Source organism: Citrobacter sp. Cu231, assembly GCF_030332265.1.
In the GTDB taxonomy this organism is placed as follows: domain Bacteria; phylum Pseudomonadota; class Gammaproteobacteria; order Enterobacterales; family Enterobacteriaceae; genus Citrobacter; species Citrobacter meridianamericanus.
The window spans coordinates 101,942-116,124 of record NZ_JAOWIE010000020.1 but is presented as its reverse complement, the minus strand read 5'-3'; the positions used below and the strand labels follow the sequence as shown (position 1 = coordinate 116,124).

The window sequence follows — 14,183 nt, the reverse complement described above, 5'->3', positions numbered from 1 at the left end:
ATGAAAGTTTTATTAGTGAATAAGTTTTTTTTCATTAAAGGCGGCGCGGAAACGGTTTATTTTCAAGAGCGCGATATGCTGAAACAGGCCGGAGTGCAGGTTATTGATTTCTCTATGCAGCATGAGAACAATTTCCCTTCGGACTATGCGGATTATTTCGTCAACAATGTGGATTATCACAAAGAAAGTAATCTGCTGGGCGGGCTCAAAACGGCGGTTAACTTTATTCATAATTCCCAGGCCTGCAAAAAGATGCTGGCGTTATTACAAAAAGAGCGTCCGGATATTGTTCACTTTCATAATATTTACCATCAGTTAACGCCGGCATTGATTAAAGTAGCGCGCAATTTTGGCTGCAAAACGGTACTGACCGCGCATGACTACAAGATCGTCTGTCCCGCCTATTCGATGCTGCGCGATGGCAAAGTGTGTGATTCTTGTATTACCGGGACGGTTTTCAATGCCTTCAGGTATCGTTGTCAGGAAGGTTCCGCCTCAAAAAGCTTACTGCTCTCTTTAGAGGCGACCTGGCAGTATATTGCGCAAAATTACCAGGCGCTGGATGTGATCGTTTCGCCAAGCGTCTTTTTACGCGGCGTATTGCTACGTAAGCTGCCGAACTCTCGCATTGATGTCATCGTTAATGGCGTTGATGATAGCCGTCCCTTGGGTGAGATAAGCGATGAGGGCTATATGCTGTACTTCGGTCGCCTGAGCCGTGAAAAGGGAGTGGCAACGTTGTTGGCGGCGCATCAGAAAATGCAGAATAAAGCGCCGCTGAAAATTGTGGGCCACGGCCCGTTGCACGACGAATTGGTTGCCCAATACCCGGATGTTGAGTTTTTAGGTTATGTGCAACAAGGGGAGGCTCTCGACAAGCTTATCAAGCATGCGCGGGCGGTGATCCTTCCTTCTGAATGCTATGAAAACTGTTCGATGGCGATATTAGAGGCGATGTCCTTGGGCAAGCCGGTGATCGGGTCGCGCATCGGCGGCATCCCGGAACAAATTCGTGACGGTATTGAAGGGATTTTATTTGAACCTGGCAATGCGCAGGAGTTGGCAAATGGGATGGACGCCCTGGCCGACTCGCCAGAAAAGGCGCGGACTATGGGGCTGCAGGGTCGTGCGCGGTTGAGTGAGAAATATGCGTTGAGTAAACATATGGATACCCTACAGGCGCTGTATAAAGAATTGCTGAGCAGGCCATAGCATGAGTAAAAAAATAACGGTTTTTGGTACGCGTGGAATTCCTGATGTATTGGGCGGTGTGGAGACACATTGCCAAAATCTTTATCCAGCCATTAAACAGCAGTTTGACGTTGATATATGTGTGATTGCTCGCTCGCCGTATGTAAATTACAAACGTTCGATCTATAAGAAGGTCGAAACTTACGCGCTGTGGGCTCCCAAAAAGCGTTCGCTGGAAGCGATTGTCCATTCCGTTTTAGCGGCGTTCAGGACAAGTATCGACCATTCGGATATTGTGCATGTCCATGCTATTGGGCCTGGCCTTGTGATCCCATTACTACGCATGTTAGGCAAGAAGGTGGTTTTCACTCACCATGGGCCCGATTACGACCGTCAGAAGTGGGGATTCGTTGCCAAAAAAATATTGTTGCTGGGCGAACGTTGGGCAGTGCGATATGCCAACGAAGTGATTGTGATCTCTGAAGTCATTAATCAACTGATCCAGAAAAAACACGGTCGCTATGATGCGCATTTAATTCACAATGGCGTCAATGAGCCGCGGTTGCTATCTGAACAGACCATCGACAATACGCTCTCCCGCTTTGGGCTACAGCCGAAAAATTACCTTGTGGTGGTTGGGCGGTTTGTGGAAGAAAAAGGGATGCATGATGCCATCGCCGCCTATCAGTGCAGCGGTTTGACCATGCCGTTGGTGCTAATTGGCGATGCGGATCATCCAACCGAATACAGCATTCGCCTCAAAAAGCTTGCCGCAGATACACCAGGCGTTGTGATGACTGGTTTTTTACGCGGTGATGAGCTGCAGGCGGTGTTTTCGCAGGCCCGGCTGTTTGTGATGCCTTCATACCATGAAGGTTTGCCCATTGCGCTGCTGGAAGCGATGTCATTTTCTCTTCCTGCCGTCGTCAGTGATATTCCGGCAAACCTCGAAGTTCAACTTCCCGCCGAGGCCTATTTTAAGGTCGGAGATGTGGTTAGTCTTGCCGAGAAATTAACCCAGTGGGCGCCAACCCATAGTGTGGACTATCGTGTATATTTACAACACTATAACTGGCATGAAATCGCCAAAAAGACGGTTAACGTCTATCACTCAATTAATAAAGATATAGGTTAATTTTGACCAGTTATCAAAACCGTCCCCCTGTCATCGAACGATTTTATACTCATCTTGATGAGACGATTGCGCAGGAATTGACCCCTGAACAGAAAGAAGGGGTGGAAAATGCGATTCTGGCCTCGACTCTGGCTTCGCGGCATCAGATCGATATTCGGCGAAGTTTTCCCTTTTTCAGTAAGCGTTATTATCTGGTTTTTTTGTTTGGCAGAGATTTACGCCGCCAGCACCGCCAGGAATCGACCCTGTCGAGAATGTTGCTCACTTTTTTGCTGCTGATTGCCGTGCTGTTCGTCACCTGCTGCGTATTGTTGACGCTGTATATGATCAAATCCGCGTTAGGTATTGATGTGTTCCAAAATTTTCACGTAGGTATCTGGGATTGGTGGTTAAGTCTGAAAAACCACTAGCGTTAACAAACCTGTGGAGGCATTACTGCGATGAAGTGTAAATGGGTTTCTGCGCTGTTGTTAATGTCCTTTCCGTTAACGGTCATCTCCGCATTAACGACCGTAACCCCCAAAGCATTAACTGGCCCGCTGACCAATCCGGGGATCGGCGTGGCAAGTTTTCATCAGGGATACGGTGAAACGCTGGGTCTGGCTGATTACCCCAATACCGGGTTTGAATACGACCGGTTTTACTGGCAAGAACTGGAACCTGTTGAAGGTCAGTATAATTTTGCGCTGGTGGATGCTGCCTTCAAATACGCGGCGGCACATCGTCCTGCGATGAACGTCGGGTTACGGTTTATGGCGCTAGCCGACCCAGGGGACGGTTCAAAAATTCCCGACTGGCTAATTAAAAAAGGCGTGAAAGGTACGTGGACACCCGATAATAAAACATTTATTCCGGATTTAGATGACCCTCTGTTTATTGAATACAGCCAGCGTCTGCTGAACGCATTCGGAAAACGCTACGACGGTAATGAGAATCTCGCTTTTGTCGATATCGGCATGGTGGGGGCTTGGGGAGAGTGGCATAACAGCAATTTCCCTAATCTGCAGCCACTATTGGAGCGATACACCACGGCGCAGTTGGACCGCTATGTTGCAATGCATTTTTCCGCCTTCCCCTCGACCCCGAAAATTATGTTGATGAGCGGTGGACAAAGCCTGGCGAATGCGGTGGCGCGAGGGGCGGGATGGCGCGCGGACTGCTGGGGTGATCTGCGCGTATTTTCAGAAAACTGGAACCATATGGCCGATGATTACCCGCAGCGATTACTGGCAGCACAGCAGAGTTATGCAGGGTTTAACGATGCCTGGAAACGTGCGCCGGTCAGTCTGGAAATCTGTTCATATATGCAAGACTGGAAGAATACTTTTCATTATACGCGTGCCGAAGTGCAGGGTATTTTTGACTGGGCGGTCAAGCAGCACGCCAGCACCATCAACCTGAAATCGAGAACGATCCCAAGCGATTATCGACCGATTGTCGACGATGCGCTGACCAAACTGGGCTATCGGTATCGCTTAGCGTCTCTGAGTCATGAATCAGTGTGGGACGGTGGACCAACGCTGGTATTAAACAGTATCTGGTATAACGAGGGTAACGCACCGATTTATCTGCCCTACACGTTGGCATTTCGTGTGGTGGATAGCGCTAATAAGGTCGTTGCGCAGGGTAATGCGGCGGATGATATACGGCACTGGTTGCCTGGAAAGTATCAGGTCAGCTATGCGTTGCCCATCCCGGGACAACTCGCGAAAGGTCAATACGCGATTGAGGTCGCGATACTGGATAAATCCGGCGCGGCACGAATTAACTTTGCTAACGAAGGGAAGCAGAGCAGCGGCTGGTATCGCGTATCAACGATTACTGCACGCTAGCCCGTTACGACAACGAGCCTGACCGTCAGGCTCGTTACAGGGCATATCAGATGTTATAACCATTCGGGTTATTTTTTTGCCAGTTCCAGGTGTCACGCATCATTTCATCAAGGTTGTAGACCGCCTTCCAACCGAGCTCTTTGTATGCCAGTGACGGGTCAGACCAACATTCGGCAATGTCTCCGGGTCTTCTGGCGACAAACTGATAATGAATTTTGGTCTGGGCCGCTTTCTCAAACGCCTTAATCAGATCAATCACGGAATAACCGACCCCGGTACCGAGATTAATCACCTTGTAGGCAGCGCCTTTGTTCTGGCAATCAAGCGCGGCTAAATGACCAGCCGCCAGATCCATGACGTGGATATAATCACGCACGCCGGTTCCGTCAGGGGTTGGATAGTCATTACCATACACCGATACGGTTTTTAGCTTACCAATCGCGACCTGGGAGATGTATGGCACCAGGTTGTTTGGGATACCGTTAGGATCTTCACCAATGCGACCCGATGGATGAGCGCCGACTGGGTTGAAATAGCGCAGGCAGGTAATGCGGAAATCAGGTTGCGCACGCGAGAAATCGGCCAGAATCTGTTCGACCATTAATTTAGAGGTGCCGTAGGGATTGGTGGTACCGCCCGTGCGTGATTGCTCGCTCAACGGCACGCTTTCCGGATTACCGTATACCGTAGCTGATGAGCTAAAAATGAATCGGTTAACGCCTGCGGCCAGCATCTCATCCAGTAAAACCAGCGTTCCTGTGACGTTGTTTTCATAGTAGGCAAGAGGTTCTTTTATCGACTCGGAAACCGATTTGAGCCCTGCAAAATGAATGACATCGGTGATGTGATGGTTGGTAAAAATGTTTTTTAAGGCCTGTCTGTCGAGAACATCGGCGATATAGACAATGGGTTCCTTTCCGGTAAGTTCCGCGACCCTGTCCAGCGATATCCGACTCGCATTTGCCAGATTATCGATGACAACGACATCATCGCCTCTTTCCAGTAGTGATAAAACAGTATGTGAACCAATATAACCTGCACCACCTGTGACAAGAATTGCCATACAGACTCCAGAAAAATGCTAGAAACCCGAACAATTTTCTACCAATGTCACCTGAGAATCCAGTGAATCAGTTGTGTTGCCGGGAAAGGTAGATGTTTCTGTATTTTACCATAAATTTATATGATAGTTTTTTTAAGATAGCCAACAGACTGAACTTATTGATTTTTGTATCATAAGCAATGAAATTATTTGAGAAATTCAGCGTATGAACACCGTCACTGTGGTTGATCGATGAATTGATTTGTTCGATCAGATTCTCATCAAAGTTAATATCGTTAAGTGTAACTAGTTCTTTGATATAGATAGATTTTCCATAAGTTTCGGGCGTGCATTCCTGGGTGAGGAAGTACATTTTATTATCGACAAGATAAGGGGTACCAGCTCCTCGATGATGATGATTACTCACCTTTAATGTAGGGGTGATCCGCTGCCACTGACCGTGAAGATGCTCTGCGGAATGAATAATTATTTTATTATCCATGGTGGTCGACAAAAGATAGCAAGTTTCATTTATTGAAAGAAAAATGTTATCTGTGACTTCGGTATCAGAGAGTAGAACTTTAATTTTCTTCCAGCGCGCAGGAAACTCTACCGACTGGAACAGGAGCACTTCTTTTCTTTCTGATGATTCTGGGATCATGAAGAGTTGATTGTTAATATTAATCAGGAAAGGGAATGACAAATGACACCTCAGGTCGTCAAATCCTTCAAGTTTCACATCATCAATTTCAGTTAGTTCACGATCAAGAATGCGGCAGCGGAGCGTGCCTTTCGAGTTGCGGAAGCTAAAAGCTTCATAAAAAACATACAGTTTGTCGTCTTTTTCAATAAGAAAAGGATCGGCCTGAAACGTATATTTCTTTTTTAACTGCTGCGCAGTAGATTTATTCAATATTTCCAGCGTGTTATCAGGAAATAAGTGTATACCATGATCCTTAATAATCATGATATCCCACGACTCATGATAGAATAACATGTTTATTATTCTTTTTATTTTCGCTTGCATTCGTACCTGCTCCTTTTTATCGCTTGCACCATGTATGAACAGCTACTTGCGGGGCAGCTCATGAGACTTGTCGCAATGTCGCAATGTCGCAATGTTGTATGAATGTGCGAAAACCGCGTGGTAACACCTGCGGTTATTTTAATGTTAGTAACAAGGATGTTTTTTGTCCATAGCACCAAAGTAGGTAAAAACTATCCAGAGCATCCTTGCTCCAGTGGAAGAATTACTCGAAATGCACCTGCGGGTTTTCAGCAAGGGAAACGTAGGTTTTGCTGTTTTTATCCAGGGTACGGATTTCACCGCTTTCGATGTCATATACCCAGCCGTGCAGACGAAGCGCATTATTTCGCAGTCCAACCGCGACACAAGGATGCGTTTTAATGTTGTTGAGCTGCGCGATAACGTTCTCTTCCACCATGGCGTTAACTTTATCGATTGGGTTAGCCCAGGTTTTTTTCTCGACCACGGCTTTCGCGGCATCGGCATAGTGCAGCCAGTGAGCCACAGCAGGCATCGGATCCAGAGGCTGGCTATCGGCGATGGCTTTCATTGCGCCGCAGTTGGAGTGTCCGCAGATGACGATATCCGTCACGCCAAGTGCCACAACCGCGTATTCAATAGTCGCGGATACGCCACCCGGTTCCGGGCCGAAAGAGGGGACGATATTACCGGCGTTGCGGATAACGAAAAGCTGTCCGGGGTCTTGCTGAGTAACGAGTTCTGGCACCAGGCGGCTATCGGAACAGGAGATGAAAAGCGCTTTAGGATTTTGGCTGGATGCCAGGCTGCGAAAGAGTTCCTTGCGTTGAGGGAAAATCTCTTTTTGGAAGTTGAGGAAGCCCTCAATGATATGTTGCATAGCAGTGTCTCTTTTCTCTGTTTAAGCAGGTTATGATGAAGATCACACTTTCCAGTTTAACACCAGCCGACAGAAGAGAAAGACTTTATAGCAGTTCTGCAACATCTTTGGCTAACTTTTCTCCACCGCGGCGAGGCGAATAGCGTGATGTGCGCTACGTGCTTTCCCCTTTTTTGCCAATAAATCGGAGTTATAGCGATAGCCAGTATTCACGCGATACCGTACATTTTTATATGTATCCACATTTTAAGGAATCATCATGTCCAGACTTCGTGCTTTAGCAACAGCTTTAGTCGCCGTTGCCGCGATGACGATGTGCGCCACCCCAGTATTGGCCAACCCCGGTAATGGCAACGGCAATGGTAATAGTGGCAACCATGGAAATAGTAGCAATCATGGTAATAGCGGGAATAAGGGCAATAGCCAGAAAAGCAATTCGCAAGCAGAACAACGTAAAAATTATGGTAAGCCGGACCATGTTGATAGTGACATCAGCTATAACGTGGCCAGACAGTATGCCGTCAGATATGGTTTGACGGGCTATAAGTCACTGCCTCCGGGTATCGCCAAAAATCTGGCGCGAGGAAAGCCGCTTCCTCCGGGGATCGCTAAGAAAAGTGTTCCATCCTCTATGCTGAACCAATTGCCGTATTATCCAGGTTATGAATGGCAGGTTGTGGGCGACAATCTGGTGTTGATTGCACTGAGTACGGCGATTGTCACCGCGGTAATTAATGGTGTGTTTGATTAAGTATTTTCGGGCTTAATTTGCTCTGTTATACCGATGAGAAGCCCGCGTTGTGCGGGCTTCTCAGTTAATAAGGAAAGCTTACAGTCCGTACAGTTTTATTTTTCGATAGAGTGTGGCAATACTGATCCCCAGTTCTGACGCGGCCTGTTTTTTGCCCTCCACACTTGCTCCAAATCGCTGGATGGCATTTTCGATGGCGTCCCTTTTCGCTTGTTTCCCTTGGTTCGCCAAAAGTCGGGGGGGCTCGGTCATCGTTGTTTTTCTGCCGTCAGCCGAGGTGAGTAAATAAGGGGGCAGATGGCTGGCATTGATACCGGCAGCTTCTCCGCGCATCACAAAAATGTATTCGATGACATTGCGTAATTCACGAATGTTACCCGGCCAGTGCCAGGCATAAAGGCGGTTAATAACGTCGTCGGGCAGCTTCTGCGGTGAACGCTGGTAACTGACCGAAAATTCATCGGCAAAATATTGTGCGAGAACAGCGATATCAGCCCGACGTTCGCGCAGGGAAGGAAGTACCAGAGGGACAACATTCAGACGATAGAATAAGTCTTCGCGAAACTGATTATTCTCCACCATCGCACTAATATTTTTGTTAGTCGCTGCAATAATGCGCACATCAATATTAATGGTGTTATTAGAACCAACGCGGGTAATTGCCTTTTCCTGCAAAACCCTGAGCAGCTTGGCCTGCAGGTGCAATGGCATATCACCGATCTCATCCAGAAACAGACTGCCGCCGTTGGCCAGTTCAAATTTCCCCATTCGTCCTTTGGGGTCTGCACCGCTAAATGCACCACGCACGTAGCCAAACAGTTCGCTTTCCAGGAGTTGCTCGGGGATTGCCGCGCAGTTAATTGTCACGAAAGGGGCGGCTTTGCGTGGGCTGTTTTGGTGAATGGCAAATGCCACGACCTCTTTACCCGAGCCGCTTTCCCCGGTGATGAGCACGCTGGCATAGCTTTTGGCAATTTTGCCAATGGTGCTTCTGAGCTGTTCCATTGAAGAAGAGTGACCAATCAGCCGCACCTGCGCGTCTGATTCATAAGGGGATGGGGTAAGGGTACTCAGGTAGTCGTATGCATCACGAAAGATGACCATAGTTAAGCGATCGTTATCCAGCGAGGAGAGCGAAATTTGTTTGCACAGTACATGGTGTTTCTGGCCTTCAAGCGTCAGCCACGCTTCTTCATCGCCATACAAGCTGTCCCCGGTTATTTCAATAGTCAGCGGTAATCCCTGAACCTCGCGGTTAAGAATACGATCGGCTGAGTGATTGGCATGCCAGATAAGACCATTGCCATCAATTGCTACAACGCCGCGGTCCATGGCATCTATCAGACGTCGAAATGCGCCGAGCGTTTCCTGCGCACGTAAACGCTCCAGACAATCAAATACCTTACTGGAGATCATCACCGCGATTTGCTCAATAAAAGTGACAAATTTATCAATCTGGCTCAATAACGTGTCACGCTGCGTCTGGGTTGAGCAAATAATGCCGATTACTCCAATCACGCGGTTGTTGAGAAAAATAGGTGCGTTCAAATCGAGCATTTCAGAACAGTAGCGGTGTTTTTCACATAACTGACAAAGCGGATGTTCGCCGGGGTTTTTGATAAGAACCGTTTCTCTGACCTGCAAAACGTGGCGGTAGATGTAGCCATTTTTTGCCACGTTCTCATTGAGCATATGCCGGTATTTACCGGTACCAGCGATGCGCATTAAAGATTCATCGATGATTTCAACGTCCGTACCGGTTATGCCAGAAATCGCGTCGGCATAATTGCATATATCATCCTGAATATTGCTGAGTACTGAAATCATGGTACTTCTCCGGCAGTGTGTCGTATTTCTCAAAGAAAATGATAAATAGGCGAACCACTACGGAAATGATTTGCGAAAAATCAATCTACTGCTTTGTTTTATTATGTTTTTTCTGTTTTATCTTCCTCGATCACACTATTTATCAACAGTGAGAATTTCTCAAATTCAGGCGATAAACTGACGCTGTAGTATTTTTAGTATCAATCATGGTGTTGCTTTAATTACTTGAAAATAAAGTCTTTATTAAAATATTTCTAAGATTTTACTCAAGGCGTAAAAAACTGGTAAGCATTTTGCTCTATTGGGAATACCGATAGCGTAAATATCTCTGTATTACCTTAACTACAGGGAATGAAATACCAGGACAATGAGGTTTTATGATGCAGGAAAACTTATCATTTTTTATCAACCAGACACCGTTTACCGAACATCCGAGCGCGCCGCTGGCACCGTTTAGTCGCCAGGAACTGGTAAAAGCGTTGAATTTTCATCGGTCTATTCCGGGCTATGCGCCGACGCCGTTATATGCGCTGCCGGCTCTTGCACAAAGGCTGGGTGTTAAAAATATCTATCTCAAGGATGAGTCTCAACGTTTTGGCCTGAAAGCCTTCAAAGCGTTGGGCGGGTCCTATGCGATGGCTTGCCATATCGCTGAATTAGTCGGCAAGGATATCAGTGACCTGCCGTTTGACGTGATGACCAGCGAAGAGGTGCGCCGCGATCTACAAACCGTTACGTTTGCCACCACCACTGATGGTAACCACGGTCGCGGCGTGGCATGGATGGCGCGTCAACTGAAGCAAAAAGCGGTGGTTTACATGCCTAAAGGCTCTTCGCAGCAGCGTCTGACGTCCATCCGTAATGAAGGCGCTACCGCTGAAATCGTCGATATGAACTATGACGATGCGGTGCGTATGACCGCGGAACAGGCACAAAAACATGGCTGGATTGTGGTGCAGGATACTGCCTGGGAAGGATATGAAAAAATCCCGCAGTGGATTATGCAGGGTTACGGCACGCTAATGCTGGAAGCGATAGACCAACTGCATCAGGTTGCACCGACGCATATTTTTGTTCAGGCAGGCGTTGGTTCGTTTGCTGGAATGGTTCAGGGAATGGTGACGGCAGCCTGGGGGGAAAATCGTCCAAAAGTGATTGTCGCCGAGGCATTGATTGCCGATTGTCTTTACCGCTCCGCACGTTCTAAAGAGGGGGGTGCGATCGCGGTGGGCGGTGATTTACTCACCGTGATGGCTGGTCTCGCCTGCGGTGAGGCAAATAGTATCGGCTGGAAACTGCTGCGTGATTATGCCAACGCATTTGCCTCCTGCCCTGATGAAGTTGCGGCGCTGGGTATGCGCATGCTGGGTAATCCGCTGGCGGGCGATCCGCAGATCGTATCTGGCGAGTCAGGTGCGGTCACTACCGGCCTGCTGGCGCTGCTGATGACATCGCCTGAACTGGCGCATACGCGTGAACAATTGGGGCTGGATGTGCATTCCCGGGTGTTGCTGATCAGCACCGAGGGAGATACCGACCCGCAACAATACCTGAATATTGTCTGGGGCGGTCAGTACCCGGGCATCAACAACTCGTTTCCTGATTGTGAGAAATAACGGAGAAACCCATGTTATCTGCAAACCGTATTGATGAAGTCATTAGAAACTGTCAGGCGCTAATCCAACAAAAAAGTTATTCGGGTCAGGAAGGGGATGTGGTTAATGCCATAAAAATAATGATGCAGCATTACCAGTTTGATGACATCCATGTTGATAAGTACGGCAACATAGTTGGTGGTATTGTCGGTAATCAGCCGGGGAAAACGCTGGTTCTCGATGGACATATTGATACCGTACCGGTCAACGAAGAGAAGTGGAGCCGCAATCCATACGGCGGCGATATCGAAGATGGCAAAATTTATGGTCGCGGCACAACTGACATGAAAGGTGCCGTGGCGGCGATGATCTCCGCCGTGGGTTTTTTTGGTCAGGACAATCAACGTAATTTCGCCGGCAAAATCTACGTTGCCTGTATTGTGCATGAAGAGTGCTTTGAAGGCATTGCCGCTCGGCTGGTCAGCGAGCGCTATAAGCCGGATTACGTGATTATCGGTGAAGCTTCCGAGTTAAACCTGAAAATTGGTCAGCGTGGCCGCGCTGAAATTGTGGTCGAAACGTTCGGTAAACCTGCGCACTCCGCCAACCCGCAGGCAGGAATTAACGCGGTGTACAAAATGGCGCAATTGATCGACAAAATTCGCACAATTACACCGCCAACGCACCCAATTCTGGGGCCAGGCATCCTTGAACTTACCGACATTAAATCTTCGCCGTACCCAGGAGCTTCGGTCGTGCCAGATTACTGTCGCGCAACCTACGATCGTCGTTTGCTGGTGGGTGAAACCAAAGAAAGCGTTATTGCCCCACTGGAAAATGCGCTCGCGGAACTTACCGCACAGGATCCACAGTTTAAAGCCTGTGTTTCCTACGCGGTGGGTCAGGAGTCTTGCTATACCGGTGCCACGATTGAGGGCGAGCGCTTCTTCCCGGGTTGGGTGTATGACGAGTCCGACGAATTCGTGCAGGCCGCTCTGGCTGGCATTCGCGAGGCCGGGTTTAATCCAACTATCACGCAGTACTCATTTTGTACCAACGGCAGCCACTATGCGGGAGAAGCGGGAATCAGAACCATCGGTTTTGGTCCTTCGCGGGAAAATCTGGCCCACACCATTGATGAGTATATTGAGATCGAGCAGTTAACCGGCTCGGCCAGCGGCTATTACAGCATCATCCAGACACTCTATCGCCAATAACAATAAAGAAACCACCTCTTACCTTACAAGCGGTGTCGTAAATCGACATCGCTATGGAGAATAACGATGAAAACCATTTTCAAAAACGGAAATGTAATCGATGGGACGGGCTGCGACGGCAGAATTGCCGATGTGATGGTTGATGAAGGACGTATTGTCGCAATCGGCAAAATTGATGTTGGCGTTAATGATCAGGTTATTGATGCAACAGGTAAAATTATTTGTCCCGGTTTTATTGATACTCATACGCACTCTGACCTTTCGGCCATTATTAACCCCGCACTGTCGGCAAAAATTCGCCAGGGTATTACCACCGAGTTATTAGGGCAGGATGGTGTTGCTTTGGCACCGTTGCCTGAAGAATACATTCCGGCCTGGCGTAAAAATATCGCTGGCCTGGATGGCGATACTGACAAAATAGACTGGAAATATAAAAATACTGACGGTTACCTCAATCTGCTGGCATCGCGTCATCCGGCGACAAACCTTGCGTATTTAGTGCCACATGGCAACGTGCGTATGGAAGCCATGGGTCTGGATGGTCGTCCTTCCACCCGTGAAGATGTGGCGAAGATGTGCGAAGTCCTGGAACGGGAATTAAAAGCCGGAGCATTTGGTCTTTCAACTGGGCTTATCTATATGCCTTGCGCCTTTGGTGATACCGCCGAAATGATTGAACTATGCAAAGTGACGGCGAAATATGACGGGATCTTTGTGGTGCATCAGCGCAGTGAAGCGGACGATATTATCAACTCCACACAGGAGCTGATTGATATCGCCACAGCTACTGGCGTCTGGCTGCATATTTCTCATATGAAGGTTTGCGGTAAGAAAAACTGGGGGCTGATTGACCAGATGCTGGGCATGCTGGAACAGGCGCAGGAAGCCGGGATTCGTATCTCTTTCGACCAGTATCCCTACGTGGCGGGCAGCACGATGCTCGGCGTGATCCTACCGCCGTGGGTCCATTCGGGTGGAACGGATAAATTGCTTGAGCGCCTGGCCTCGCCTGAACTGCGCGCCAAAATGATTGACGATATTCAGCAAGGCATTCCCGGCTGGGATAACTTTATCGATTTTGCCGGGTTGGATCAGATTTTTGTCACCAGCGTGAAAACGGCAAAAAACCAGGATGCCGTCGGTCTGAACCTTGTGCAACTGGGGGAGCTACGCGGAAAAGATCCCTACAACGCCACCTTCGATCTGCTGTTTGAAGAAGAAAACGCCGTGGGGATGGTCGACTTTTACGGTACTGAAGAACATGTGATTAAGTTCCTTTGCCGCCCGGAGCAAAACGTTTGTACCGACGGTTTAATGGGTGCTGGCAAACCGCACCCGCGCGTTTTTGGCGCATTCCCTCGCGTGCTCGGTAAATATGTGCGTGAAGAGGGATGTCTGAGCTGGGAGGCGGCAATCCGTAAGATGACGGGTAAACCTGCGGAGGTATTAGGCCTGCAGGATCGCGGACTGCTGAAGGTGGGGTACGCGGCGGATATTGTGATGTTCGATCCGAACACCATTGCTGATAAGGGTACCTTTGTTGAACCTAATCAATATCCGGAAGGGATTGAAATTGTCATGGTTAATGGACGCATAGCCTTAATCAATGGCACTGAAAGTTATGCCTGTAGCGGTACGGTTATTAGAAAACAATATTAATAAATAACGCTAAACACGCATTGATTTATCGCGACCATTTATGGCCGC

Annotated in this window: 12 protein-coding genes; 8 read left to right on the top strand and 4 right to left on the bottom strand. The window is 48.3% G+C overall.

The features are described from left to right. From OGY15_RS01275 to OGY15_RS01260, 4 genes are read left to right on the top strand one after another with little or no spacing between them, the layout of a single operon-like run. Entirely contained in the window at positions 1 to 1,212 is a 1,212-nt protein-coding gene (locus OGY15_RS01275; RefSeq protein ID WP_151224223.1) for a glycosyltransferase family 4 protein, read from the top strand. A 1-nt stretch (position 1,213) separates the two neighbouring features. After that, positions 1,214 to 2,326 (top strand): glycosyltransferase family 4 protein, encoded by a 1,113-nt coding sequence (locus OGY15_RS01270; protein ID WP_187253078.1) that lies wholly within the window; start codon positions 1,214 to 1,216, stop codon positions 2,324 to 2,326. A gap of 2 nt (positions 2,327 to 2,328) precedes the next feature. Beyond that, positions 2,329 to 2,736 (top strand): hypothetical protein, encoded by a 408-nt coding sequence (locus OGY15_RS01265; RefSeq protein ID WP_151218151.1) that lies wholly within the window; start codon positions 2,329 to 2,331, stop codon positions 2,734 to 2,736. A gap of 30 nt (positions 2,737 to 2,766) precedes the next feature. Further along, positions 2,767 to 4,158, top strand: a complete 1,392-nt coding sequence (locus tag OGY15_RS01260) for a DUF4832 domain-containing protein (protein WP_151218150.1) — start codon at positions 2,767 to 2,769, stop codon at positions 4,156 to 4,158. A gap of 46 nt (positions 4,159 to 4,204) precedes the next feature. Here the strand turns inward: OGY15_RS01260 and galE are convergent, their stop codons facing one another. The 3 genes from galE to OGY15_RS01245 all read right to left on the bottom strand — a co-directional run bounded on the left by galE (position 4,205) and on the right by OGY15_RS01245 (position 7,086). Beyond that, a complete protein-coding gene (gene galE / locus OGY15_RS01255) occupies positions 4,205 to 5,221 on the bottom strand; it encodes a UDP-glucose 4-epimerase GalE (RefSeq protein WP_278238493.1) in 1,017 nt (338 codons plus the stop codon). A gap of 67 nt (positions 5,222 to 5,288) precedes the next feature. Beyond that, complete coding sequence (locus tag OGY15_RS01250; protein WP_151224222.1) at positions 5,289 to 6,227, bottom strand: glucosamine inositolphosphorylceramide transferase family protein; 939 nt, start codon at positions 6,225 to 6,227, stop codon at positions 5,289 to 5,291. 223 nt (positions 6,228 to 6,450) lie between these two features. Then, the gene (locus tag OGY15_RS01245) at positions 6,451 to 7,086 is read right to left on the bottom strand and encodes a carbonic anhydrase (RefSeq protein WP_003037157.1); all 636 of its coding nucleotides are present in this window, start codon (positions 7,084 to 7,086) and stop codon (positions 6,451 to 6,453) included. A gap of 259 nt (positions 7,087 to 7,345) precedes the next feature. Between OGY15_RS01245 and OGY15_RS01240 the strand changes: the two genes are divergently transcribed. Further along, complete coding sequence (locus OGY15_RS01240; protein WP_151218147.1) at positions 7,346 to 7,837, top strand: anti-virulence regulator CigR family protein; 492 nt, start codon at positions 7,346 to 7,348, stop codon at positions 7,835 to 7,837. 78 nt (positions 7,838 to 7,915) lie between these two features. Here the strand turns inward: OGY15_RS01240 and OGY15_RS01235 are convergent, their stop codons facing one another. Further along, complete coding sequence (locus OGY15_RS01235) at positions 7,916 to 9,664, bottom strand: sigma-54 interaction domain-containing protein (RefSeq protein WP_286537707.1); 1,749 nt, start codon at positions 9,662 to 9,664, stop codon at positions 7,916 to 7,918. A 380-nt stretch (positions 9,665 to 10,044) separates the two neighbouring features. Between OGY15_RS01235 and dpaL the strand changes: the two genes are divergently transcribed. The 3 genes from dpaL to OGY15_RS01220 all read left to right on the top strand — a co-directional run bounded on the left by dpaL (position 10,045) and on the right by OGY15_RS01220 (position 14,135). Then, positions 10,045 to 11,280 (top strand): diaminopropionate ammonia-lyase, encoded by a 1,236-nt coding sequence (dpaL, locus tag OGY15_RS01230; RefSeq protein WP_286537828.1) that lies wholly within the window; start codon positions 10,045 to 10,047, stop codon positions 11,278 to 11,280. Between the two features lie 11 nt (positions 11,281 to 11,291). Further along, positions 11,292 to 12,476, top strand: coding sequence for a YgeY family selenium metabolism-linked hydrolase (locus OGY15_RS01225; protein WP_187253074.1), 1,185 nt, complete (start codon positions 11,292 to 11,294; stop codon positions 12,474 to 12,476). Positions 12,477 to 12,542: 66 nt separating this feature from the next. Further along, on the top strand, positions 12,543 to 14,135 hold the full coding sequence (locus OGY15_RS01220) for an N-acyl-D-amino-acid deacylase family protein (protein WP_151218144.1): 1,593 nt from the start codon (positions 12,543 to 12,545) through the stop codon (positions 14,133 to 14,135). The last annotated feature ends 48 nt before the right edge of the window (positions 14,136 to 14,183 follow it).